Genomic DNA, 22,178 nt, shown 5'->3' on the forward strand with positions numbered 1-22,178 from the left:
GCCCTATATACGTTTTGCATAAAAAAATCCTCCCCGGCCCATGCCGCCGGGAAGGATATCGTGATTCTGCCGAAAAACCATGCGCAAATTCCGGATAGCCGTTCTATAGCTGTTCGGCGGCTTCCCGGATCGCGGACAAAAAGGCGTTTTCCCCAAAGGTATTGACCTTGAAAAAGACGGCCTGGCTGCCGCCGGAGGTGATGGCGGACAGAAAATATTCACCGTCCCGGCCGGCCAGGGTGAGGGCCAGGCTGACGCGGTTGGAGCCCAGCCAGCTATACCGCTCGTATACCCGCACGGCACAGCGGAAATCGCCGCAGGAATAATCCGAGGCGTCCTCAAAGCTGGCGGAAAGGCTGCCCTGCATGACCGAGTTGTGCAGGGTATTTAAAATGTGATGGAAATTTCCGGTGATGTTTTTTTCATATTTTGCCATGGAATGCGTGCTCCTTCGCAGTTTTTTATGCAGAGGGAATTCGGGAGGACTGCCTGGAGATCAGAGCCGGAAACGGAGCGAATACTAAGCGCCTGCGCCCATCTTTGCCGGGCCGGCCGGCTGCATCCGCGGATGAGAGAGGCCATGGCCCAAGGGCCGGGAAAAAGGAAACACGACTGCCTTTGCTGTCTGCCGTGTTACAGGGCAGTTAGGCGGCTCGGGTCTGTTTCCCCCGGCGGAACCATTTCATTCGCTATCCAGTGCCCGGCATAAATGCAGTAAAACCGCTTCCTTTTTATTCGTGAAAATCATTGGCACCGAATATCCCTTTTTCGATTGTAAAGCCGGGACGGAGGGATGGCAAGATAAATTTTTGTAAAACCGGCGCAGGCGAAAGAGAGGAAAACTGCGAAAACACCCGCAAAACCGAGGGGATGGGATATAAAGCGGAAAAGCATCTGAAAAAGATATGGGAAAAGGAATTGACATATGCCACAATATATGCTACCATTCTAACTGCTAAAGGCACTATATATTGGAATTATTCCGGAAAATAATGGAAGGAAGCTGCAATGAAAATCATCAAGAGAAACGGCTCGGAGGCCGTGTTCGACATTCAAAAGATTGTTACCGCCATCACCAAGGCGAATGGGGCGGTTGAAGAAAAGGCCCGCATGACGGCCATGCAGATCGAGCGCATCGCGGAACGGGTGGTGCTCTCCTGCGAGCAGCTGGGCCGTTCTCCCAGCGTGGAAGAAGTGCAGGATATGGTGGAGCATCAGATTATGGCCCACGGCGCCTTTGAAGTGGCCAAGGCCTATATCACCTATCGCTATACCCGCACGCTGGTGCGCCAGTCCAACACCACGGACGACAAGATTTTGAGCCTCATCGAATGCAACAACGAGGAAGCCAAGCAGGAAAACGCCAACAAGAACCCCGTCGTCAACTCGACCCAGCGGGACTATATGGCCGGAGAGGTATCCCGGGATATCACCAACCGCATTTTGCTGCCCAAGGAGATTGTGGACGCCCATAACGAAGGAATCATTCATTTTCACGATACGGATTACTATGCCCAGCATATGCACAACTGCGACCTGGTGGATCTCGAGGATATGCTGCAGAACGGCACGGTAATCACAGGGACTCTCATCGAGCGGCCCCATAGTTTCTCCACGGCCTGCAACATCGCCACCCAGATCATCGCCCAAGTGGCGTCCAACCAATATGGCGGGCAGTCCATCTCTCTGGCGCATCTGGCCCCCTTTGTGCAGGTGAGCCGGGAAAAGATTCGCCAGCAGGTGCTGGGGGAGATAAAAATGACGGGCGCGGAGGTGCCGCTGGACAAGATCCACGAGCTGGTGGAGGGACGGCTCCGCGAGGAGGTGCGCCGGGGCGTGCAGACCATCCAATACCAGGTGGTCACGCTGCTCACCACCAACGGACAGGCGCCTTTTGTGACCGTGTTCATGTATCTGGGCGAGGCGAAAAACGAGCAGGAAAAGCGCGACCTGGCCATGGTTATCGAGGAAGTGCTGGAGCAGCGCTATCAGGGCGTGAAGAACGAAAAGGGCGTCTGGGTCACGCCGGCTTTCCCCAAGCTGGTATATGTCCTGGAGGAAGACAACATTCATCCCGATTCCCCCTATTATTACTTAACCGAGCTGGCGGCCAAATGCACGGCCAAGCGCATGGTTCCCGATTATATTTCGGAAAAGATCATGAAGCAGCTGAAGGTGGACCAAAACGGGGACGGACAGTGCTATACCTGCATGGGATGCCGCAGTTTTCTGACGCCCTATGTGGATGAAAACGGGAAGCCCAAATACTATGGCCGGTTCAACCAGGGCGTAGTGACCGTGAATCTGGTGGATATCGGGCTTTCGGCGGGCAAAGACAAGGAGAAATTCTGGGAAATCTTTGACGAGCGCATGGAGCTTTGCCACCGGGCGCTGCAATGCCGCCATGAGCGCCTCACGGGAACGGTTTCGGACGTGGCCCCCATCCTTTGGCAATATGGCGCGCTGGCCCGGCTGAAAAAGGGCGAGAAGATCGACAAGCTGCTCCACGGCGGCTATTCTACCATTTCTTTGGGATATGCAGGGCTTTGGGAATGCGTTTACAGCGTCACCGGCAAGAAGCTGACCGAGCCGGAAGGCGAGGAATTCGGCCTCACGATCATGCGCAAGCTCAACGAATATACCGCGAAATGGAAAAAGGCCGAGAATATCGACTATAGCCTTTATGGCACGCCCCTGGAAAGCACCACCTATAAGTTCGCCAAATGCCTGCAAAAGCGGTTTGGCGTCATCAAGGGCGTGACGGACAAGGGATATATCACCAACAGCTATCATGTGCATGTGACCGAGGACATTAACGCCTTTGATAAGCTGGCGCTGGAGGCCAAGTTCCAGGCGCTGTCTCCCGGCGGGGCCATCAGTTATGTGGAAGTGCCCAACATGCAGCACAACCTGGAAGCCGTGATGCAGGTGATCCGGTTTATTTATGACAACATCATGTATGCCGAGCTGAATACAAAGAGCGATTACTGCCAGGTCTGCGGATGGGACGGCGAGATCGAGATCCGCGAGGAGGACGGCAAGCTGGTCTGGACCTGCCCGCAGTGCGGCAACCAGGATCAGGATAAGATGAACGTGGCCCGGCGGACCTGCGGCTATATCGGAACCCAGTTCTGGAACCAGGGGCGCACTCAGGAGATCAAGGAACGGGTGCTGCATCTATAAAAGACAGAGAAAAAGCGAACAAGGGCTTCCCGGCGGAAGCCCTTTTCTCTTGAGGGGGAATACACGATGAATTATGGAGAAATCAAAAACTGCGACATCGCCAACGGCATCGGCGTGCGGGTGACGTTGTTCGTCTCAGGCTGCACCAACCACTGCGACGAGTGCTTTCAGCCGCAAACCTGGGATTTTGGCTATGGCCAGCCCTTTACGGAAGAAACCGAGGAATATATTGTAAAGCTTCTCGCGCCCTCCTATATCGATGGCCTGACGCTTCTTGGCGGCGAGCCCTTCGAGCCGGAAAACCAGCGGGCGCTGCTGCCCTTTGTGCGCCGGGTTCGGGAAAAATTCCCTGAAAAAGGGATCTGGGCCTATTCCGGGTTCACGCTGGAAGAGCTGCTGTCGCCGGGGGCCTATGCCCATTGCGAGGCGACGGAAGAGCTGCTGCGCTGCATTGACGTTTTGGTGGACGGGCGGTTTATCAAGGAGAAAAAGGATATTTCCCTGCGGTTTCGCGGTTCCTCTAACCAGCGTCTCATCGATATGAACAAAACCCGGGAGACGGGGGAAATCGTGCTTTGGGATGATTGAGGGGTTATATAGTAAACTTAAGCAAGGGGCTGCCCCTGCCACGCTGTGTGATGGGACAGCCCCTTTTAAAAACTGTTCAGGATGAATCCCCCGGCGCTGTTTTTGCGGCACCGGGGGTTCTTTGCAAAAAAAGAATATGGATAAGGCCGGATGCTGTTTCCAAAGGAACGAAGAGAAAAACAGCCGTAAGGACTTCTTTTTATTCCCTGCAATGCCCAGCGGATGAAATATATTGGGATTGCAGGAGGGGAGATGGTTCTGCTCTGAAAGCTGAAAAGAACAGAACGGATCAAAAAAGTTTTTGTGTTTTTCTTTTTAAAACGGGAAATGGAAGAGATATGGAGCTATGCGGAATGTAATGGTATGGTTGATTAAAAAGAGCGAGACAGAACCAGCCATAAAGTTTCTTTGCTTTTTCTTTTTAAAACGGAAAAAGGAAGAGATATGGGATTATGCGGAACGTAAAGGGATGACTGATAAAAAAAGGCGTGGGCAAAAACCAGTCATAAAAGTTTCTTTGCTTCTTTCTTTTCAAAGAAAGAAGGGGTTAGAGAAATAGACGCCGCCGGATCTCATCTTTGAGCTTCTGCTTGCGCTCCAGCATCATAAACAGAATGGCAAAGACAAGGCAGGGAATGCAGACGAACAGGGACCAGAAAGGGGCAAAGCTGCCGGCGATAAAATGATGGATCACCCCATCCACCAGAATGGAAGCCACGCCCAAAAGGAGAAACACCCAGGAAACATGGCGCAGGCCGCGGATCTTCCGGCTGCGGATGACCTGAGAGATGCCCAAAACCAGCCCTGCGGCGATGAGAACCAGGGGAAGGGCCAGGGGCAGGAACCAGCCCGAGGAATCGGCCAGCGTGCTGATAAGGCCCAGATATAGAAGAGCGGCGAGCGCATCCCCCAGGACGCAGGGCAGCGGCGACGGCTTTTTAAGAAGCAGGGGCAGGAGAACCCAGACAAACAGACAGGCGCCCGCGCCCACCACATAGAGGGACCAGGTGACGGCCCGGTTGACGATGACATCGCTGATGACCGTGAGCATGAGGGGAATGAGGAGAAGAAGGGACGCAAGGGCCGCGCCATAGCGGCGGTCGATGCGGTGCATGACCCGCTCCACCTGCTTGGGATAGGGCCGGCGGGCAGGCTCCACCCAGGGGTCCCGGGGGTTGACGACGGGAACGCCGCATAGGGGACATTTCTTTTCCGAAGGGGCGAGCTTGACTCCGCAGTTTACGCAATATGACATGGCTAATACCTCTGGTTGCTTTCTATGGTGACGGGAATGCCCATCTGAACGAGGGTAGTGAAAAACAGGCGTTCCAGCGTGGGCTCCTTGATGGCCCGGGTAAAGTTGATGCACATGGTTCCCTGATAGGAAATGCAGGCGCAGGTCACGCGGTTGAGGGAGAGGGAACCCAGGAGAAAATCCAGCCGGGTGACGTATTTGGCCATTTCGTCCGGCAGGACGGCATAGCCCAGGTTGGATAGAATGGTGGAAGCGTTGCGGTCCCCGTTGAGCAGGAAGGCCAGCTTCATGGTGGGTTTTTTGATAAACAGCGGCGCGGCGCGCAGCGCCTTATTCCGCTCGGTGTTGACGTTGGTGGACATTTTGGCGTTGAGCATTTTTTCCGTGGCCTCCAGGCCCATATAATGGCGGACGGCCGTCAGGATCTCGTCAAAGGAATATTCGCCGTAGCGCGGCTCAATGCCCGGGTTTACATAGGAGGCAAAGTTGCGCAGCGTGTGGGTGGGATAGAACTTGCGCAGGTTGATGGGAACGCAGACTTTGACGGGCTGCATCCGCCGTCTCCGGCTGTGTTCCTTCTGCTGCATCTGATAGACGCACTGAATGAGGACGGCGGTCAGAAAATCGTTGACGGAAACGCCGCGGCTCTTGGCCTGATCGATGACGGCCTGGGCCGGCAGGAGGCCGGTGGTGATGTTCATATAGTGGGGGTCTTCCGGAGTCCCGGTGATGCGATAGGCGACGGATTCCTTTCGGCTCCGGCTCACGCTGCGGGCGTATTTTAAAAAGCTGTCCTCCAATTCTCCGGCCCTGGGGGGCTGGGAGCAGTCGAGAATCTCCGCCGAACGGGGAATGGCGGCTCCATAGCGCAGGCGCAGATATTCGGCCACCAGCGTCTTTAAAAAGCAAAGCCCGCCGGTTCCGTCGGTGAGGACGTGGAAAATTTCCACGGCAATGCGGTTTTCGTGATAGCGAACCCGGAACATGAAGCCGCGGTTTTCCCGCAGGTCCATGCGGACGCAGGGATTGGCCACGTCCTGCTGCAGCGCGGGCTCTCCCTCCATGCGCTCCAGGTAATACCAGAACATGCCCCGGCGCAGCTTCAGGGCGAAGCTGGGAAACCGCTTCAGCGTGCTTTTCTGGGCCTCATGGAGAATGGCCGGGTCGACGGGCTCGGTGAGGGTGGCGGAAAGGCGGAACAGGGCCGTCCAGTTGCGGGATTTGGCGGCGGGATAGATCTTTGCGGCATTATCCAGTTTGAACCATTCCGGCGGTGCGGGCTGTTTTGTATTCATGCGTCCTCCCCGGGAAACGGCGTGTTTCCCAAAAGCTCTGCGGCAAAGGTTTCCATGCGGGCCAGGGCCTCTTTGGCCTCCGGAACGCCAAACAGGACATAGACATGCCACATACCCTCGGCCAGATGCAGCTCGCAGGGGCTGCCCGCCCGCTCCAGACGGTCCGCCAGGCGAATGGAATCGTCCCGCAGAAGCTCATAGGTCCCGGCAAAGAGCAGCGAGGGCGGGAAATCCGCGAAACTGCCGAATACCGGGGAGATCAGCGGGTTTTCCAGATCCATCCCGCCATAGCAGCGGGCGGATTCCAAAAGGGAATCCCGATAGAGGGTAGGGTCCCGGCGGAGATTTTCTTCATAGGAGGCGCCGGAGCAGGTGAGGTCGGTCCAGGGGGACAGGGCGATTATTCCGGCGGGCAGGGGATGCCCGAGCTCACGAAGCCGCAGGGCCAGGGCATAGCAGAGGCCGCCCCCCGCGGATTCCCCGGCCAGAAGAATATGCCGAGCATCCATTTTGGAGAGCAGATAGAGATAGGCATCCAGCGCATCCTCCAAAGCGGCGGGAAAAGGGTGCTCCGGAGCCAGCCGGTATCCCGCGCAGAGCACGCTGCGATGGGTGGCGTGGGCGAGGACGCCGCCGAACCCCCGGGCGTATTCCAGAGTGCCCGCCGTATACGCCCCGCCATGAAGATAAAGGATTGCTCCGCTCTGGCGCGCTTCCCGGGGGACGGCCCAGGCGGCCCGGAACCGGGAAAAGGGGCGGGCACGGAAATCGACTTTATCTTCCAAAACCTTTGCCTCCCATTTGCCCAGGTTGTCCTGGCTCTTTCGGCTGGCCTCTATGCCTCCCTTTTTGATGAGAGGTTTTGCCATGCGGATCTGCGCCCGCAGCAGAATGCTGATAAGTTTGGCCATAGATTGGTCCCTTCTCCCCGCAGGGGCCGCATGGGTTCTGTTGCGGCAGAATGGAGAAATGAATATCGGCGCCGTCCCGGCTGGAAATGGGAATCCAAAAGCGGATTTTTCCGCCGCCGGCGCACCGGCCCAGGGAGGCGGCCGCTTTGTTTGCCGCCAAAACCATCCGATTCCGGCGGCTCCGGCGAACCGGGCGGGGAAAGGCATGAAATGCGTTTGACAATTCCAAATTCCCCAGAAAACGGCCCCATCCTTATTATATGGGTATGTTATTATCATCTATTGTATACGAGATGGGGGAGAAACACAAGGCAGGGAACGGAGGAGGGAAAACAAAAAGGGAAGCAGCGATGTGCTTCCCTTAATAATCTGCCGTTGACGGCACTCACGCAGCGGCACTGCGCAGAGCGGCCTGCTCCTTTTCCATGCGGCCCAGGCGGCGCATTTCGATGCTGATGAAAACAGCGGAAAGAACGGCGGCGCAGCCATCGGCAATGGGCCCGGCATACAGCACGCCGTCCAGCCCCATAAACATGGGCAGGATGAGAACCAGCGGAACCAGGAACAGAACCTGCCGGGAAAGGGAGAGGGTGGCCGCCCGCATGGGCTTGCCCACGGCCTGGAAAAAGTGGGAGGACGTGATCTGGAACCCGGCCACGAAGCAGAGCGCCAGGAAGGTCCGGAAGGTCTTGACGGCAAAGGCGTTATACAGGGCGTCCTCCTGGCCGAAAATGCTGATGACGCTTTCGGGGAAGATCATAAACACCAGATAGAACAGCGTGGAGCAGAGAAGGGCCAGCAGCATGGAGGTGAGATAGGTCTTTTTCACCCGGCCGTAGTTTTTGGCCCCATAGTTATAGCCCGTGATGGGCTGGGCCCCAATGGCGATGCCCACGACGACGGAGATCATGATCTGGTTGACCTTCATGACAATGCCCACGCAGGAGAGGGGAATTTCGCTGCCATAGACGGACAGGGCCCCATAAGTGGCCAGAGTATTGTTGAGGGCGATCTGCACAACAGTAATGGCCATCTGGGTGATAAAGCTGGAGACGCCCAGCTTGCAGACCGTGGAGATCATCGAGCCCTGGAGCTTGAAATAACGCTTTTTCAGATCGATGCTTTTGAACCGCTTGAGATAGAAAAGCGAGATGATGCAGGAGAGAATCTGCCCCAGAATGGTGGCGATGGCGGCGCCGTCTACCCCCATACCCATGGGGAACATGAAGGTGTAGTCTAAAATTACGTTGGTCACGGCTCCGGCGATCATGGAGATCATGGCGAATTTGGGGCTGCCGTCCGCGCGGATGACCGAGTTCAGGCTGGTGCCCACGATGACAAAGGGAACGCCCATCAAAATGATGCGGGTATATTCCGTGGCATAGGGCATGACCTTATCCGTGGCGCCGAAGGCCCGCATCAGCGGGGATAGAAAGATCAGCCCGGCGGCCATGAAGAGAACGCCGCCCGCCAGAGCGACGATGAGCATATTGCCCACACCCCTGGCCGCGCTTTCCTTGTTTTTCTCCCCCAGCTTGAGGCTCAGATGGGCGGCGCAGCCGTCTCCCAGCAGGAGGGCAATGGCCATGGAGAGGGTCACGATGGGGAAGGCGACGTTGGTGGCCGCATTGCCAAGATAGCCCACTTTCTGACCGATGAAGATCTGGTCAACGATATTATAGAGGGAATTGACCAAGAGGGAGATGACCGAGGGGATGGCGAACCGGGCGATGAGCTTCCCGATTTTTTCCGTCCCCAGGGAATGGGTGACTTTGTCCTTTGTTTCGATCTGTTCCATAAATCAATGAGTACTCCTTTATAAAAACTGCATAAAAATAAAGACAATATAAAACAATGAAAGCAGATAAAAAATCGGGAAGCTCACGCAACATTCCTGCGTAATCCTCCCGAAGTGATATCCTTCACGATTGATTTCAGGTACGCTATACAATAATAATACAGCTATTATACGGATTATAAACAGGCTTGTCAATCCTCTTTCTTCCGGCTGTCTTTTGGGGGAAAGGGAACCGAGAGGACGGGCTGGGCGGCGCAGGCCAGGGAAACCTGCGGGCAGTTCTCCCGCAGCGTCTGGCTGGCAAAGGAATAATAGGCGCTTGCCCCCAGAATGAGATGATCCGCAAGATCGACGCCGATGGCTTTGAGGGCCTGGACGATGGCGAGGGTGGTTTCGATATCCGATTTGCTGGGGGTGGGGTCGCCGCCGGGATGGTTGTGGGCAATCAGAATATGGGCCGCGTTATGCCGGAGGGCTGAGGCGGCGATTTTGCGGGGATAGACGATGGCGCTGGAAAGCGACCCTTCGCAGACCAGCTCTTCGGACAGGATGCGGTATCTGGTATCCAGGCAGAAGAGATAAAAATGTTCGTTGATTTTGCCATGAAACAGCGCGGCCAGATATTGAACGGCGTCCTCCGTATTCTGGAGGGAGATGGGCAGCGCCTCTTCGGCGAAAAAGCGGCGGGCGACCTCCGCAAAGAGACAGAGGAGCCGGGCCGACTGGCCGCCCACCCCGGCTACCCGGCAAAGGTCCTCGGGAGCGGCCATGAGGACGCCCCGCAGGCTTCCGAATTCCCGGATCAGGGCATGGGCGATGGGATTGGTGTCCCGGCGGGGGATGGAATGGAATAAAATCAGCTCCAAAACCTCGTGGTCTGCAAATCCCAGCAGCCGCGTCTTGTCAAACCGCTCTTTCAGCCGGGCGCGGTGCCCATCGTGTTCCTGCATGTTCTGCCTCCCCTGCGTTTTCTTACCATTTGTCCGGTTTGTGTATAATATTTCGATAAAACGGGAAAGGATTCCTATGTAAACGGTAAAAATTTTTGATATGCGTTGACAAGTTTCGCGGGTTGATAATATACTAAGTAGTAGCCTTGCCGCCCGTTTTTGCGGCGGGCTGCGCGGATATGGAAAGGAGCGTTCCTATGCTGAAAATCCCCATGAAAAAATATAAAAACGATATGCTGGAAACATTGAGCCGCCTCATCGCGATCCCCAGCGTCAAAGGGGAAGCCGAGCTGAACATGCCCTATGGGCGAAATGTCTTCCGGGCGCTTATGATGATGCTGGACCGGGCGGAGCGGCTGGATCTGGAGAGCGTCAACCTCTTTGGGCACATGGGATATGCCACCTATGGCAGCGGCAGCGAGACGTTCGCCATCCTGACCCATCTGGACGTGGTCCCGGCGGGAGAGGGATGGGAGACGGACCCCTTTCAGGCGGTGATCAAGGACGGCCGGATCTATGGCCGCGGCGCCGTGGACGACAAGGGCGCGGCGGTGGCGGCGCTCTATGCTCTGCATGCGGTGAAAAACAGCTGCATCAGCTTAAATAAACAGGTCAAGGTGTTCTTCGGCTGCGACGAGGAGAGCGGCTGGGGCGACATCGATTACTATAAAGCCCATTATCCCGAGCTGGATTACGTCATCTCCCCGGATGCGTTTTTCCCCATCATCAACCGGGAGAAGGGGACTCTGCACATCCGGTTGTTCCGCGCCTGCGGCGTGAGCGAAAGCGGAACGGCGATTCTCAGCCTGCAATCCGGAAGCCGGCCCAACATCGTTCCCAACAAGGCGCGCTGCACGCTGCGGGCGCCCAGGGAAACCATCGCCCAGATGGCGGAGGTGTTCGGCGAGGGCCTGCCCGCCTCCCTGCGGGTGGAAGGCGGGGACGGAAGAGTGGAGGTATACTGCGAGGGAAAGGCCGCCCATGGCGCGCATCCCGAGCTGGGCGTCAACGCCCTTTGCTATCTTTTGGCCTTTTTGAACATTCTCCCCCTGTCGGACGGGGCGGCTGAGCAGTTCACCTATGCCCTGGCTTCCAAGGTGGGCCTGGAAATCGACGGGAGGACGCTGGGGATTGCGGGGAGCGACGAGCTTTCCGGCGCGCTCAGCGTGAACCTGGGAGCGATGGAGCTGCGGGAGGACGGCATGGAGGCCAAGCTGGATATCCGCTTCCCCATTTCCATGAATGCGGCGGAGATCTTTTCCAGGGTAAAAGACGTCTTTGCGCCCCTGGGCATCGAGGCGGAGATCCTCCATGCCATGGAGCCCCATTATGTGGACGAAAACACGCCTTTCATCCAATCCCTGAAGCGGGTATATGAAGACCAGTTCGGCGAGGAAGCGGAATGCTGCTGCTGCGCCGGGGCGACCTATGCCCGGGCCTTCAAAAATTCCGTGGCCTTCGGCCCGGTGCCCAAAGACCGGCCGGATGTGGAACATGGGCCCAACGAATATATGCAGATCGACGATATCGTCAAGCTGGCTGAGGTGATCGCCGCCGCCATTGTGGAAGTGGCGACGGACCCCAAGGACCGGGAGGATATCTTCAGTTTTTGATGAGACGCGGGCGGCGTATCCCCGGGGGCGGATTCCGGGGCGGCGTCTTTTCGCGCCCTGGAGGCAGGAAAGAATTTACATATAAGATATTAAGAGAGGAAGAGAAACGTGAAAACACTGACGAGCAGCGAGCTGAGAAGCCTGTATCTCAAATTTTTTGAAAGCAAGGGACATGCCATCATTCCAAGCGCGTCCCTGATCCCGGAAAACGACCCCACCGTGCTGTTTACCACGGCGGGCATGCATCCGCTGGTTCCCTATCTTCTGGGGGAAAAGCATCCGGCGGGAACCCGGCTGACGGACGTGCAGAAATGCGTCCGCACGGGGGATATTGACGAGGTGGGAGACGCTTCCCACTGCACCTTTTTCGAGATGCTGGGCAACTGGTCTCTGGGAGATTATTTCAAAAAGGAGGCCATTGCCTGGAGTTTTGAATTTCTGACCAGCGAGGAATACCTGGGCATCCCCAAGGACAAGCTCTATTTCACCTGCTTTGCCGGGGATGAAAACGCGCCCCGGGACGAGGAATCCCACGATTTCTGGCGTTCTATGGGCGTGGAGGAATCGCATATCTTCTATCTGCCCAAGGAGAACAACTGGTGGGGCCCTGCCGGCGTGACCGGCCCCTGCGGCCCGGATACGGAAATGTTCATCGACACGGGAAAACCCGCCTGCGGCCCGGATTGCAGCCCGGCCTGCGACTGCGGCAAATATCTGGAAATCTGGAACGATGTGTTCATGCAGTATAACAAAAAGGAAGATGGGACCTTTGAGCCGCTGGCCCATAAAAACGTGGATACGGGCATGGGGCTGGACCGCACCATCTGCATCCTGCAGGGCAAAAAATCCGTCTATGACACGGATGTATTCAGCGGTATCCTGGAAACCATCAGCGAGCTTTCTGATGGAAAGCACTATGGAGACGACGAGGAGACCACCCGGGCCTTCCGCATCGTGGCCGACCACATCCGCTGCGCCACCTTCATTTTGGGCGACCGCAACGGCGTGACGCCTTCCAATGTGGACCAGGGCTATGTGCTGCGCCGTCTGATCCGCCGGGCGATCCGCTTTGCCGGAACGCTGGGGATCGCCGAGGGGCAGCTCTCCAAAGTGGCGGAGAAAGTCATTGAGCAATATAAGGACGTCTATCCCGAACTGGAGGAAAACCGCGAAAAGATCCTTTCCGAGCTGAATCTGGAGGAGGAGCGGTTCCAAAAGACCATCAAGCAGGGCATGAAGGAATTTGAAAAGCTGGTGACCTATCTGAAGGAAAATGTCATTCCCGGAAAGAGCGCCTTCCGGCTCTATGATACCTTTGGCTTCCCGGTGGAATTTACCGTAGAGCTGGCCCGGGAGCGGGGCTTCTCGGTGGATATGGAGGGATATGAAGCGGCGTTTAAAAAGCACCAGGAGAAATCCCATGCGGGCGCGGAACAGCGGTTCAAAGGCGGCCTGGCGGATACTGGCGAACAGACGGCCAAGCTGCACACGGCGACGCACCTGCTGCTGGCCTGCCTGAAGAAGGTGCTGGATCCGAACATCATCCAGAAGGGCAGCAACATCACGGCGGAGCGGCTGCGGTTTGACTTCAACTTCCCCCGCCCGGTGACCAAGGAGGAGCTGGCGGAGATCGAAAAGCTGGTGAACCAGGCGATTGCCGAGAAGATCCCGGTGGTTTGCGAGGAGCTGCCCATTGAGGAAGCCCGCAAAGCCGGCGCCACGGGAATTTTCGATTCCAAATATGGCGATGTGGTCAAGGTGTATACCATTGAGGGCTGGTCCAAGGAAATCTGCGGCGGGCCGCATGCGGCGAATACCGGGGATTTGGGCAGCTTCAAGATCAAAAAGGAGCAGAGCTCTTCGGCTGGCGTGCGCCGGATCAAGGCAGTTATTGCCGCGCCGGAGGCATAAAAGACCGCAAGGATAAAGAGACGCGAAGCCGCGTCTCTTTTTTTATGCCAAAAAAAGGAGGAAAGGACGCATTCTTGAAAGGTTTTCGCCTTTTTAAAACTCTTTATGTACATGCCTCCCTATCTGCGGGGAAATGGAAGAAAAAATCGTGAAAGTTTCTTTGCTTGCTTTCTTTTCAAAGAGAGAAGCGGAAGAAAAGAACGGAGCTGGAAAAACATCTGGGAGGGCCGCTGAATCCGCGGGAGTAGAAGATAAAAGTCGTGAAAGTTTCTTTGACTTGCTTTCTTTTCAAAGAGAGAAGCGGAAGAAAAAACGGAGCCGGAAAAACATCTGGTAGGGCCGCTGAATCCGCGGGAAGTAAAAGAAAAAAGTTGTGAAAGTTTCTTTGACTTGCTTTCTTTTCAAAGAGAGAAGCGGAAGAAAAAACGGAGCCGGAAAAACATCTGGTAGGGCTGCTGAATCCACGGGAGTAGAAGATAAAAGTCGTGAAAGTTTCTTTGCTTACTTTCTTTTCAAAGAAAGTAAGGCAAGGGGAAAGGCTGCCGAATATATGCCAAATCCGACCATCTGTAGAAAAAAGGTGGAAGGAGAGCACGGTTTTGCCTATACTGGAAACAGAAAGAGAGGAGGACGCCAAAATGCAGATTGAGGTCAAAATAGACGGGGCGTATAAGGAGCCGAAGGTGGTCATCTGGACGGACGCCATGACGGGAGAGATCGAGGCCCTCATAAAACGGCTTTCATCCGAGCATCCGTCCTGCCTTGCGGGGATCCGGGAGCAAAAACTCCGGCTTCTGGAGCCGGAAGACATCTGGCGGGTTTATACTGCCGGGCAAAAGGTGCTGGCGCAGACGCCCGACGGAGAATATGTGCTGCGCCTGCGGCTCTATGAGGCAGAGGAACGCCTGCCCCGCTCGGAATTTCTCCGCATTTCCCATGGGGAAATCATCAACATGCGGAAAGTAAAGAATTTTGACATCAGCCTGGCGGGAACCATCTGCGTGACGCTTCTTGACGGCACGATGGCCTATGCGTCCCGGCGGTATGTGAGCAAAATCAAACGCGCTTTGGGAATATAAGGAGGAAGGAAAAATGAAGAAAAAAATATGGCTGCGGGGGCTTTTGGGGTTTCCCCTGGGAATTGCCGTGGGACATGTGATCAGCCTCATCATCTCTTTGGGATGGGGGGAGGGGGCGTTTCTGCCATGTGCGCCGGAGCTGATCCACTGGATGGGGAGCGAGGCCGGCGCTGTTGCCTTCCAAACGGCGCTTTGCGGGCTGCTCGGGGCGGTCTGCGGGGGCGCGTCCGTCATCTGGGAGATGGAAAGCTGGAGCATCGTGAAACAGACGGGAATCTATTTTGCCGTGCTCAGCGCGGGAATGCTGCCCATCGCCTATCTGACGCACTGGATGGAACACACCGCAGCGGGAATTTTGAGCTATTTCCTGATTTTTCTCCTGATATTTGCGGGGATGTGGCTCTTGCAATATGGCATTTGGCGGGGCAAAATAAAAAAGCTCAACCATTGCCTGGAGCACCGTGCAAAGGATGAATGAGAAAGCGGAGCAATAAAAAAGCCGGCAAGCTGCCGGCTTTTCTGCACGTTTTTAAGCATTTGTCAATCCCTGCATATCCGACAGGGGCCAGATGACGAACATGGCGTGGCCGATGACCTGGTCAAAGGGGATGGCGCCCACGGTGGGGTCCCGGCTGTCCATGGAATTGTTCCGATTGTCGCCCATGACGAAATAACAGTCCTCCGGCACGGTTACCCTGGCGAAATCCTGCAAAATATACGGCTCGGCAATATAGGGCTCATCCTGGCGGACATCGTTGACATAGAGCGCGCCTTCCTTCACTTCAATGGTATCCCCCGGAAGCCCGACGATGCGCTTGACAAAGGCACCCTCCCGGCCGGGATATTTGACGATGACGATCTGCCGCCGGGACAGATTGCCGAAATTCCGGCTGACTTTTTCCACAAAAACCGTCTGCCCGTTATGCAGAGTGTGTTCCATGGATTCGCCCTGCACCATGACCAGCTCAAAGACAAAAATCCGCAGCAAGAGCGCCACCAAAATGGCGACGGAGATACAAAAGACCCAGCTGAGGGCTTCTCTTGCGGCCGATGTTTTTTTCTCTTCCACACTATGCTTGCCCATTTTTCTTTGTTATCCTCTTCACGCGGCGGATAAAATCCGGATATGACAGCATGACGATTCTCCCGCAGCCCTGACATTTGATCTTATAGTCCGCGCCGGTGCGGGTGATTTCCCATTCCCTGCTGCCGCAGGGATGGGGCTTTTTTGTCTCCACGATATCTCCGACCGTATATTCCTGCTTCATAGCTATATGCTCCTGCGGGGCGGCCTATGCGCCGCGGCATCCTCTGGTTCCGCCCCGGACGGCGGAATGGTTTTTTACATTATACACCATCTGCGGAAAAAAGAAAACCAATCCGCCCAATTCCGCCAAAACGGTTGCTTTTATTTGGGAAAATAGCTATAATCAAAATAAAGGATATGCTCCAATGCCCGGGAAAATGGGGATTGGGAAATCCTTATGCCCAAAAGCGGGCAAAATTTTTACGGGAGGAACAGAACGTGGACGCAGACCCTAAACGAGGGGAAAAGAATGAAAAACGCCGGGGTTTGCGGCAGCGTTTTGCGCTGACTGCATAAAAAGGAAGGCTCCGGCGGGAAAGCGGGGGAGTACCTTTGATTAAAATTGTCACAACAGCACATAATAACACATACCAGGAGCTTGACCGGATGGAGGAGGGCGCCTGGATCCATTTGACAGATCCTTCGGAAGAGGAAGTGGAGCGGGTGGTAACCACCCTGGGAATCGAGCGCAGCTTTGTTATGGCCGCCCTGGACGAGGAGGAACCCTCCCGGATCGACCACGAGGACGGACAGACGCTCATCATTGTGGATATTCCCATCGTGGTTCCGGCAGACGGCTCTTTTCTCTATGACACGGTGCCGCTGGGCATCATCATGGCGGAGAAAAACGTTGTCACCGTATGCCTGGAGGAAACCTCGCTCATCGAGGACTTCTGGAACCGGAGGGTGCGCAGCTTCGATACATGCAAAATGACCCGTCTTGTGCTGCAGCTGCTCTATAAAAACGCATCCAAATACCTGCAGTACCTGCGCCAGATCGACAAGGCTTCCACCCAGGTGGAGACGGCGCTGCACAAATCCATGAAAAACCGGGAGCTGATCCAGATGCTCAAGCTGGAAAAATCCCTGGTCTATTTTTCTACTTCGCTGAAATCCAACGAGGTGGTTCTGGAAAAGATTTTAAAGGGCAACCTGATCAAACGCTATCCCGACGATACCGACCTTTTGGAGGATATCATCATCGAATCCAAACAGGCCATCGAGATGTGCAACATTTACCGGGATATCCTTTCGGGGACCATGGACGCCTTTGCATCCGTGATCTCCAACAACCTGAATATTGTGATGAAATATCTGGCCTCCATCACCATCATCCTCGCGATCCCGACGATCTTTTCCGGGCTTTGGGGGATGAATGTGGCCAACATTCCCTTTGCGGATAATCCCCTGGGATTTTGGATCGTCTTTGGGATATCCGCCCTGGCGACGGGAATCGGGGCCCTGATTCTCTGGAAAAAGAAGATGTTCTAAATAGGGAAAGGCCGGCGCTTGCAAAAGCGCGGGTTTCCTGCTATAATACGCCGGTATCATGAGAATGCCAAACGAGGAGGAAAGGCGAGCGGATGAAGGAGAAATTTGTGATCCGTGGGGGCAAGGCACTTCGGGGGAGCGTGAGCGTCGGCGGGGCGAAAAACGCCGCCGTGGCCATTCTGCCCGCGACGATTCTTGCGGAAGATGTCTGCACGATTGAAAATCTGCCCCGGATTGACGATGTACTCATTCTTTTAAATATATTGCAGCAGATGGGGGCCAAGGTGAGTCTTGACGAAGAGGGCACGGCCACCATCGACACCACCGGCGTCCGGCGGACGGACGGCAAAATCAACCTAGCCAAACGGCTGCGGGCTTCCTATTATTTTGTGGGGGCGCTTTTGGGGCGCTTTTCGGATGCGGCGATCTATCTGCCCGGGGGCTGCGCCATCGGGCGGCGGCCCATCGACCTGCATATCAAAGGGCTTTCGGCGCTGGGCGCCAACGTCCATATTGAAAACGGGCTTCTCATGGCCAAGGCGGAGGAGCTGGTGGGTAAAGACGTCTATTTAGACCAGGTTTCCGTGGGGGCGACCATCAACATCATGCTGGCAGCGGCCAAAGCCCAGGGAACGACAACGATTGTAAACGCGGCCAAGGAACCGCATGTGGTGGACGTGGCCAACTTTTTAAACTGCATGGGCGCCAAGGTCAAGGGCGCAGGGACGGACATCATCAAGGTGCGGGGCGTGGAAAAGCTCCACGGCTGCTCCTATAGCGTGATTCCCGACCAGATCGAGGCGGGAACGCTGATGATCGCCGCCGCGGCGACCCGGGGCGATGTCACCGTGCAGAATGTGATCCCCACCCATATGGACGCGCTCACGGCCAAGCTCCTGGAGATGGGCGTGGAGGTGGAAGAGGGGGATGATTCCCTGCGGGTGCGCTGCACAAAGCGGCCCCGGCGGGTGAGCATCAAAACGCTGCCCTATCCCGGGTTCCCCACGGATCTGCAGCAGCCGGCCACCGTGCTTTTGAGCACGGCGGAGGGCACCAGCGTGATCGTGGAGAATATTTTTGAATCCCGGTTCAAGCATATCGATGAGATCCGCCGCATGGGCGCAAATGTCACCATTGACGACCGGGTGGCTGTGGTGGAAGGCGTGGAAAAACTGACGGGCGCGCCGGTGCGGGCCAGCGACCTCCGGGCGGGGGCGGCCCTTATCGTGGCCGGACTCATGGCCGACGGCGTGACCGAGATCACCAACATCAAATATATTGACCGGGGCTATGACCATATTGAAAAGAAGCTCATCGCCCTGGGGGCGGATATCTCCCGCGTGCCGGACGAGGAGCCGGAGGACGACGAGGAACTGCATTTCGATTTTTCCAAATAAAGGGCCGCGGCGTAAAGCCGGGCCGGAGGGGACGGAGGAAACATGGAACTGACGTATAAACTCAAGGTAGCTGGTGTGGAGCGGGATCTGCCCGTATGTAAGCTCAACGACGACTTAAGCATTGCGGCGTTTGTCATCTTCGGGGATGTGGAGCTGACGGTGGCCTGCGCCCGGGAGCTGATCAAGATCATGCCCGAGCATGATATTATGATTACGGCCGAGGCCAAAGGGATTCCGTTGGTGCATGAAATGGCCCGGCAGAGCGGAGAAAACCATTATCTCATCGCCCGCAAGGCCGTGAAGGTCTATATGCCAAAGCCCTTTGGCATTGAGGTGCATTCCATCACCACGGCCAAGAAGCAGCAGCTTTTTATCGACCAGAACGATGTGGATGCCATGAAGGGAAAGCGCGTCCTGATTATTGACGACGTTATCAGCACGGGGGAATCGCTCCGGGCGGTGGAAAAGCTGGTTCGGGAAGCCGGCGGCGAGGTGGTGGGCCGGATGGCGATTCTGGCCGAGGGCGACGCTCAGTACCGTAATGACATCACCTATCTGGAGCACTTGCCGCTTTTGAACAGCGACGGAACGCCCAAAAAATAGGACGGCAGTTTTTCGGTCAATGTGAAAAACGGCAGAGGAAAAAGGCCTCTGCCGTTTTTATTTGGCTGAAGAAAAATCTAAGAGGAAGAAAAAGCTAAAAAATCAATGGATTTATCTTGTCGGGCGGAAGAAACGAAAGGAAAAACCGAGAGACTTTATGAAAGACAGGAGACTGGCCGCGGTGATGCTGCCCATGGCCCCGGGGGTCGGGGGGCTTGGCAGTAAAAAGCGCGGCAGATGGGCGATTTTGCTTTGCTACGACGGTTTTAACAGGAATGCCAAACCTATTACCTATCGCTCCACTCTTCCGCTCTGGGCGGCCACTGGGCTATGAGAATAAAAGCGGCGAATGGATGATAATGAACCATCTTCCGAAAGGATTGTGATTCGGCAAGGCCAATTATGGCAGATTGTCTGCCGGAAAAGCGGATGGAAACCAGCGAGAATATTATTGCAAAACGGGAGAGGAACAGCGAGGGCGCAATTACCTGCGCGGCAGACGGCACGGAAGCCGGCGAAAAGGCCGGGCCCAAGGATCAGGAGGGCTGAGATAAATAGAAAAGCGCCATGCTTATAAAAAACATGGCGCTTTTTATCGCGTCGCGCTTCACGCTGCCGCGAGCCTAGAAACGCTGCTTGCCGTAATAGAACAGGGCCAGTGTACCCGGGCCGGAATGGCTGCCGATAACCGGGCCGACATAGTTGATGAGAACGCTGTCGATGGCGAATTCATCTTTGATGAGGCCCGCCAGGAATTCCGCATCCTTTAAACAGTCGCCATGGCTGATGAACACCCGCTGTCCTTCGGGATGGAGGATATCCTCCTTCATCTTTTCAAACATGCCGGTGATGGCCTTTCTGCGGCCGCGAACCTTGAAATGGGGAATCAGCCGGCCCTGGTCGTCCACATCCATGATGGGCTTGATTTTCAGCATGGTTCCCAAAAAGGCGGAAACGCCGGAAACCCGCCCGCCCCGCTTGAGGAAGTTCAAATCGTCTACGGTGAACCAGTGGATGATATGGAGCTTGTTTTCCTCCACCCATCCGGCGGCTTCGTCGATGGATTTGCCCTCTTCCTTCATGCGCACGGCATAATCCACCAGCAGGCCGAGACCCAGGGAAGCGCAGAGGGAATCGACCACGATAATCTTATTTTCATAGAGGGGATTGAGCTTTTCGGCCACGGTCCGCGCATTTTGCAGGCTGCCGCTGAGGGCCGAGGAAAACTCGATATGCAGGATATCCCGCCCGGATTCCAGGATCTCCCGGAAAGCCTTTTCAAAGGCATCCGCATTGATGAGCGAAGTTCGGGACATTTCGCCGTTGCGCAGCCGGTTATAAAAAACCGGAGCGGGCATGGAATTTCCAAAATTATCTTCATACTGTTCGTCGCTGATGATAAAGGAGAAGGGGAGACACAGGATGCCGTGTTCTTTAATATAGCTTTCGGGCAGATCGGTGGTGGAGCTGGTGGAGATGATATAATCGCTCATGGTTGGTTCCTCCTCTTAGCATTGTCATTTGATTTTATTGTACCGGGAAGCGGGAAGAAGCGCAACACCAAAAAAAAGCGAAATGCAAGGAAAAAGCGCGGTTTTCCTGCAAGGGATAGGATTCTGCAAAATGAAAAATTTGATTTACGAAAAACCATCGAAAGAAACATTCGAGAACAAAACCGCATATATAAAGAGAAAAATGCAATTTTTGATTTAAAATTCTTCATTTACATCTTGTATTTTGCGGGCGGATGGTTTATGATAGTATACAGGAATTAAAACTTTGGGAGGAGCAAAGCATGCAAATTTCAAAAAAGGCGCTGGGCATTTCGCCATCGCTGACATTGGGAATCGATGCATTATCCAAGGAGATGAAACAGGCGGGCAAGGATGTCGTCGGTTTCGGCGCGGGCGAACCCGATTTTGACACGCCGGCGTATATCAAGGAAGCGGCCGTTGCGGCCATCGGTGAGGGAAAGACAAAATACACCCCGGCTTCGGGCATTTTGGAGCTGAAGCAGGCGGTTTGCGACCGGTATAAAAATAAATTCGGGCTGGAATACGCCCCCGCTCAGGTGGTGGTTTCCAGCGGCGCCAAGCATTCGCTGTTCAATACCTTTGCGGCGATTTTGAATCCCGGGGATGAAGTCATCATCATCACGCCGTATTGGCTCACCTATCCGGAGCTCGTCAAAATGGCAGACGGCGTCCCGGTCTTTGTGGAGGCCCGGGAGGAAGACGGCTTTGCGCCCTGCAGCGCGGATATTGAGGCGGCGGTTACGAAAAAGACACGGGCGATCATCGTAAACAGCCCATCCAATCCCTGCGGCTGCGTCTATTCCGAAAAATGTCTGAGAGAGATCGCCCGGCTGGCGGAAAAGCACGATCTGTATATCGTTGCGGATGAAATTTATGATGAATTGATCTATACGGGAAAAGCCATGAGCATCGCCATGATGAGCGATGACGCCAAGGCGCGGACGATTATTGTCAACGGCATGAGCAAGGCCTATGCCATGACCGGCTGGCGGATCGGGTACACCATCGCCCCGGCGGAGGTGGCCAAGGTGATGGGAAGCTATCAGAGCCATTCCACTTCCAATCCCTGCTCGATTGCCCAGTATGCCAGCGTTGCCGCCCTTACCGGGCCGCAGGAGGATAAGGCGCGGATGGTGGAGGTGTTTGCCTCCCGCAGCAGGCTGATGGCCGGGCTGATCAACGCCGTGCCGGGCATGTCCTGCCGGGAGCCGGAAGGCGCATTCTATATTTTCGCCAGCATCCGCGGCCTTATCGGCAAGAAATACCGCGGCGAGGTCATCACGGGTTCGGTGAAATTTGCCGAGCTTCTGCTGGAAAACGAGCTGACTGCCGTCGTGCCGGGCATAGCCTTCGGTGCGGACGATTATATCCGCCTGTCGTATGCAACCTCGGAGGAAAACATCAAAAAGGGCCTTGCACGGATTGAAAAATTCTGCAGAGAAGTGGAGGATTGATGCCCCGGCAAGGGAGGAAACCAGGAGA

At 55.5% G+C, this 22,178-nt stretch carries 25 protein-coding genes; 16 read left to right on the forward strand and 9 right to left on the reverse strand.

The window, feature by feature from the left end; translation table 11 throughout:
* Positions 1 to 103 precede the first annotated feature (103 nt).
* The gene (locus H8693_RS10260) at positions 104 to 436 is read right to left on the reverse strand and encodes a DUF6054 family protein (protein ID WP_178620795.1); all 333 of its coding nucleotides are present in this window, start codon (positions 434 to 436) and stop codon (positions 104 to 106) included.
* A gap of 572 nt (positions 437 to 1,008) precedes the next feature.
* Here H8693_RS10260 and nrdD point away from each other — a divergent pair.
* From nrdD to H8693_RS10275, 3 genes are all read left to right on the forward strand, one after another.
* On the forward strand, positions 1,009 to 3,183 hold the full coding sequence (nrdD, locus tag H8693_RS10265; RefSeq protein WP_249280895.1) for an anaerobic ribonucleoside-triphosphate reductase: 2,175 nt from the start codon (positions 1,009 to 1,011) through the stop codon (positions 3,181 to 3,183).
* Between the two features lie 66 nt (positions 3,184 to 3,249).
* The gene (nrdG, locus tag H8693_RS10270; protein ID WP_249280896.1) at positions 3,250 to 3,771 is read left to right on the forward strand and encodes an anaerobic ribonucleoside-triphosphate reductase activating protein; all 522 of its coding nucleotides are present in this window, start codon (positions 3,250 to 3,252) and stop codon (positions 3,769 to 3,771) included.
* 346 nt (positions 3,772 to 4,117) lie between these two features.
* Positions 4,118 to 4,330 carry a hypothetical protein gene (locus H8693_RS10275; RefSeq protein WP_249280897.1) on the forward strand — a complete coding sequence of 71 codons (213 nt, stop codon included), beginning with the start codon at positions 4,118 to 4,120 and terminating at the stop codon, positions 4,328 to 4,330.
* Here H8693_RS10275 and H8693_RS10280 read toward each other — a convergent pair.
* The 5 genes from H8693_RS10280 to radC form a co-directional block, all read right to left on the reverse strand.
* Entirely contained in the window at positions 4,319 to 5,026 is a 708-nt protein-coding gene (locus H8693_RS10280) for a DUF6320 domain-containing protein (protein WP_178621939.1), read from the reverse strand. The two genes, H8693_RS10275 and H8693_RS10280, sit on opposite strands and share 12 nt — an antisense overlap.
* A 2-nt stretch (positions 5,027 to 5,028) precedes the next feature.
* Positions 5,029 to 6,321 (reverse strand): alcohol acetyltransferase, encoded by a 1,293-nt coding sequence (locus H8693_RS10285; protein WP_178621937.1) that lies wholly within the window; start codon positions 6,319 to 6,321, stop codon positions 5,029 to 5,031.
* On the reverse strand, positions 6,318 to 7,232 hold the full coding sequence (locus H8693_RS10290; protein WP_249280898.1) for an alpha/beta hydrolase: 915 nt from the start codon (positions 7,230 to 7,232) through the stop codon (positions 6,318 to 6,320). The genes H8693_RS10285 and H8693_RS10290 overlap by 4 nt, the downstream gene beginning before the upstream one ends.
* A 385-nt stretch (positions 7,233 to 7,617) precedes the next feature.
* The gene (locus H8693_RS10295; RefSeq protein ID WP_249280899.1) at positions 7,618 to 9,030 is read right to left on the reverse strand and encodes an MATE family efflux transporter; all 1,413 of its coding nucleotides are present in this window, start codon (positions 9,028 to 9,030) and stop codon (positions 7,618 to 7,620) included.
* A gap of 191 nt (positions 9,031 to 9,221) precedes the next feature.
* Positions 9,222 to 9,980 carry a RadC family protein gene (gene radC / locus H8693_RS10300; RefSeq protein ID WP_249280900.1) on the reverse strand — a complete coding sequence of 253 codons (759 nt, stop codon included), beginning with the start codon at positions 9,978 to 9,980 and terminating at the stop codon, positions 9,222 to 9,224.
* Between the two features lie 197 nt (positions 9,981 to 10,177).
* Between radC and H8693_RS10305 the strand changes: the two genes are divergently transcribed.
* The 6 genes from H8693_RS10305 (at position 10,178) to H8693_RS10330 (ending at position 15,061) form a co-directional block, all read left to right on the forward strand.
* Positions 10,178 to 11,593, forward strand: a complete 1,416-nt coding sequence (locus H8693_RS10305; protein WP_249280901.1) for a Sapep family Mn(2+)-dependent dipeptidase — start codon at positions 10,178 to 10,180, stop codon at positions 11,591 to 11,593.
* A 117-nt stretch (positions 11,594 to 11,710) separates the two neighbouring features.
* Entirely contained in the window at positions 11,711 to 13,504 is a 1,794-nt protein-coding gene (locus H8693_RS10310; protein ID WP_178621945.1) for an alanine--tRNA ligase, read from the forward strand.
* Positions 13,505 to 13,637: 133 nt separating this feature from the next.
* Positions 13,638 to 13,841 (forward strand): hypothetical protein, encoded by a 204-nt coding sequence (locus H8693_RS10315; protein WP_249280903.1) that lies wholly within the window; start codon positions 13,638 to 13,640, stop codon positions 13,839 to 13,841.
* Between the two features lie 36 nt (positions 13,842 to 13,877).
* Positions 13,878 to 14,153 carry a hypothetical protein gene (locus H8693_RS10320; RefSeq protein ID WP_249280904.1) on the forward strand — a complete coding sequence of 92 codons (276 nt, stop codon included), beginning with the start codon at positions 13,878 to 13,880 and terminating at the stop codon, positions 14,151 to 14,153.
* Positions 14,143 to 14,583 (forward strand): LytTR family DNA-binding domain-containing protein, encoded by a 441-nt coding sequence (locus H8693_RS10325; RefSeq protein WP_178621943.1) that lies wholly within the window; start codon positions 14,143 to 14,145, stop codon positions 14,581 to 14,583. The genes H8693_RS10320 and H8693_RS10325 overlap by 11 nt, the downstream gene beginning before the upstream one ends.
* Positions 14,584 to 14,596: 13 nt before the next feature.
* Positions 14,597 to 15,061 carry a DUF3021 domain-containing protein gene (locus H8693_RS10330; protein WP_249280905.1) on the forward strand — a complete coding sequence of 155 codons (465 nt, stop codon included), beginning with the start codon at positions 14,597 to 14,599 and terminating at the stop codon, positions 15,059 to 15,061.
* A 51-nt stretch (positions 15,062 to 15,112) separates the two neighbouring features.
* Here H8693_RS10330 and lepB read toward each other — a convergent pair whose 3' ends face one another.
* Positions 15,113 to 15,667 carry a signal peptidase I gene (gene lepB / locus H8693_RS10335; protein WP_178621925.1) on the reverse strand — a complete coding sequence of 185 codons (555 nt, stop codon included), beginning with the start codon at positions 15,665 to 15,667 and terminating at the stop codon, positions 15,113 to 15,115.
* Positions 15,654 to 15,851, reverse strand: coding sequence for a DUF951 domain-containing protein (locus H8693_RS10340; RefSeq protein WP_249280906.1), 198 nt, complete (start codon positions 15,849 to 15,851; stop codon positions 15,654 to 15,656). The genes lepB and H8693_RS10340 overlap by 14 nt, the downstream gene beginning before the upstream one ends.
* A 26-nt stretch (positions 15,852 to 15,877) precedes the next feature.
* Here H8693_RS10340 and H8693_RS10345 point away from each other — a divergent pair, with 26 nt between their 5' ends.
* The 6 genes from H8693_RS10345 (at position 15,878) to H8693_RS10370 (ending at position 19,710) form a co-directional block, all read left to right on the forward strand.
* A complete protein-coding gene (locus H8693_RS10345) occupies positions 15,878 to 16,186 on the forward strand; it encodes a hypothetical protein (protein WP_249280907.1) in 309 nt (102 codons plus the stop codon).
* 36 nt (positions 16,187 to 16,222) lie between these two features.
* Complete coding sequence (locus H8693_RS10350) at positions 16,223 to 17,161, forward strand: magnesium transporter CorA family protein (RefSeq protein ID WP_330605760.1); 939 nt, start codon at positions 16,223 to 16,225, stop codon at positions 17,159 to 17,161.
* Positions 17,162 to 17,253: 92 nt separating this feature from the next.
* Entirely contained in the window at positions 17,254 to 18,558 is a 1,305-nt protein-coding gene (locus H8693_RS10355; protein ID WP_178621919.1) for a UDP-N-acetylglucosamine 1-carboxyvinyltransferase, read from the forward strand.
* A 42-nt stretch (positions 18,559 to 18,600) separates the two neighbouring features.
* A complete protein-coding gene (locus H8693_RS10360; protein ID WP_178621917.1) occupies positions 18,601 to 19,161 on the forward strand; it encodes a phosphoribosyltransferase family protein in 561 nt (186 codons plus the stop codon).
* 157 nt (positions 19,162 to 19,318) lie between these two features.
* Complete coding sequence (locus H8693_RS10365) at positions 19,319 to 19,495, forward strand: hypothetical protein (protein WP_249280908.1); 177 nt, start codon at positions 19,319 to 19,321, stop codon at positions 19,493 to 19,495.
* Between the two features lie 68 nt (positions 19,496 to 19,563).
* A complete protein-coding gene (locus H8693_RS10370; RefSeq protein WP_178621913.1) occupies positions 19,564 to 19,710 on the forward strand; it encodes a hypothetical protein in 147 nt (48 codons plus the stop codon).
* A gap of 74 nt (positions 19,711 to 19,784) precedes the next feature.
* On the opposite strand, the gene H8693_RS10375 is transcribed toward H8693_RS10370, so the two are convergent.
* Complete coding sequence (locus tag H8693_RS10375) at positions 19,785 to 20,654, reverse strand: DegV family protein (protein WP_249280909.1); 870 nt, start codon at positions 20,652 to 20,654, stop codon at positions 19,785 to 19,787.
* A gap of 302 nt (positions 20,655 to 20,956) precedes the next feature.
* On the opposite strand from H8693_RS10375, the gene H8693_RS10380 reads away from it, so the two are divergent.
* The gene (locus H8693_RS10380) at positions 20,957 to 22,150 is read left to right on the forward strand and encodes a pyridoxal phosphate-dependent aminotransferase (RefSeq protein WP_249280910.1); all 1,194 of its coding nucleotides are present in this window, start codon (positions 20,957 to 20,959) and stop codon (positions 22,148 to 22,150) included.
* Positions 22,151 to 22,178 lie beyond the last annotated feature (28 nt).

The organism is Guopingia tenuis, assembly GCF_014384805.1.
Lineage (GTDB): Bacteria > Bacillota > Clostridia > Christensenellales > Christensenellaceae > Guopingia > Guopingia tenuis.

What these genes read in the sequence shown, in the direction of transcription:
- H8693_RS10260 (WP_178620795.1), bottom strand. Translation starts at nt 436, where the DNA reads ATGGCAAAATATGAAAAAAACATCACCGGAAATTTCCATCACATTTTA.
- nrdD (WP_249280895.1), top strand. Translation starts at nt 1,009, where the DNA reads ATGAAAATCATCAAGAGAAACGGCTCGGAGGCCGTGTTCGACATTCAA.
- nrdG (WP_249280896.1), top strand. Translation starts at nt 3,250, where the DNA reads ATGAATTATGGAGAAATCAAAAACTGCGACATCGCCAACGGCATCGGC.
- H8693_RS10275 (WP_249280897.1), top strand. Translation starts at nt 4,118, where the DNA reads ATGCGGAATGTAATGGTATGGTTGATTAAAAAGAGCGAGACAGAACCA.
- H8693_RS10280 (WP_178621939.1), bottom strand. Translation starts at nt 5,026, where the DNA reads ATGTCATATTGCGTAAACTGCGGAGTCAAGCTCGCCCCTTCGGAAAAG.
- H8693_RS10285 (WP_178621937.1), bottom strand. Translation starts at nt 6,321, where the DNA reads ATGAATACAAAACAGCCCGCACCGCCGGAATGGTTCAAACTGGATAAT.
- H8693_RS10290 (WP_249280898.1), bottom strand. Translation starts at nt 7,232, where the DNA reads ATGGCCAAACTTATCAGCATTCTGCTGCGGGCGCAGATCCGCATGGCA.
- H8693_RS10295 (WP_249280899.1), bottom strand. Translation starts at nt 9,030, where the DNA reads ATGGAACAGATCGAAACAAAGGACAAAGTCACCCATTCCCTGGGGACG.
- radC (WP_249280900.1), bottom strand. Translation starts at nt 9,980, where the DNA reads ATGCAGGAACACGATGGGCACCGCGCCCGGCTGAAAGAGCGGTTTGAC.
- H8693_RS10305 (WP_249280901.1), top strand. Translation starts at nt 10,178, where the DNA reads ATGCTGAAAATCCCCATGAAAAAATATAAAAACGATATGCTGGAAACA.
- H8693_RS10315 (WP_249280903.1), top strand. Translation starts at nt 13,638, where the DNA reads ATGGAAGAAAAAATCGTGAAAGTTTCTTTGCTTGCTTTCTTTTCAAAG.
- H8693_RS10325 (WP_178621943.1), top strand. Translation starts at nt 14,143, where the DNA reads ATGCAGATTGAGGTCAAAATAGACGGGGCGTATAAGGAGCCGAAGGTG.
- H8693_RS10330 (WP_249280905.1), top strand. Translation starts at nt 14,597, where the DNA reads ATGAAGAAAAAAATATGGCTGCGGGGGCTTTTGGGGTTTCCCCTGGGA.
- lepB (WP_178621925.1), bottom strand. Translation starts at nt 15,667, where the DNA reads ATGGGCAAGCATAGTGTGGAAGAGAAAAAAACATCGGCCGCAAGAGAA.
- H8693_RS10340 (WP_249280906.1), bottom strand. Translation starts at nt 15,851, where the DNA reads ATGAAGCAGGAATATACGGTCGGAGATATCGTGGAGACAAAAAAGCCC.
- H8693_RS10345 (WP_249280907.1), top strand. Translation starts at nt 15,878, where the DNA reads ATGCGCCGCGGCATCCTCTGGTTCCGCCCCGGACGGCGGAATGGTTTT.
- H8693_RS10355 (WP_178621919.1), top strand. Translation starts at nt 17,254, where the DNA reads ATGAAGGAGAAATTTGTGATCCGTGGGGGCAAGGCACTTCGGGGGAGC.
- H8693_RS10360 (WP_178621917.1), top strand. Translation starts at nt 18,601, where the DNA reads ATGGAACTGACGTATAAACTCAAGGTAGCTGGTGTGGAGCGGGATCTG.
- H8693_RS10365 (WP_249280908.1), top strand. Translation starts at nt 19,319, where the DNA reads ATGAAAGACAGGAGACTGGCCGCGGTGATGCTGCCCATGGCCCCGGGG.
- H8693_RS10370 (WP_178621913.1), top strand. Translation starts at nt 19,564, where the DNA reads ATGGCAGATTGTCTGCCGGAAAAGCGGATGGAAACCAGCGAGAATATT.
- H8693_RS10375 (WP_249280909.1), bottom strand. Translation starts at nt 20,654, where the DNA reads ATGAGCGATTATATCATCTCCACCAGCTCCACCACCGATCTGCCCGAA.
- H8693_RS10380 (WP_249280910.1), top strand. Translation starts at nt 20,957, where the DNA reads ATGCAAATTTCAAAAAAGGCGCTGGGCATTTCGCCATCGCTGACATTG.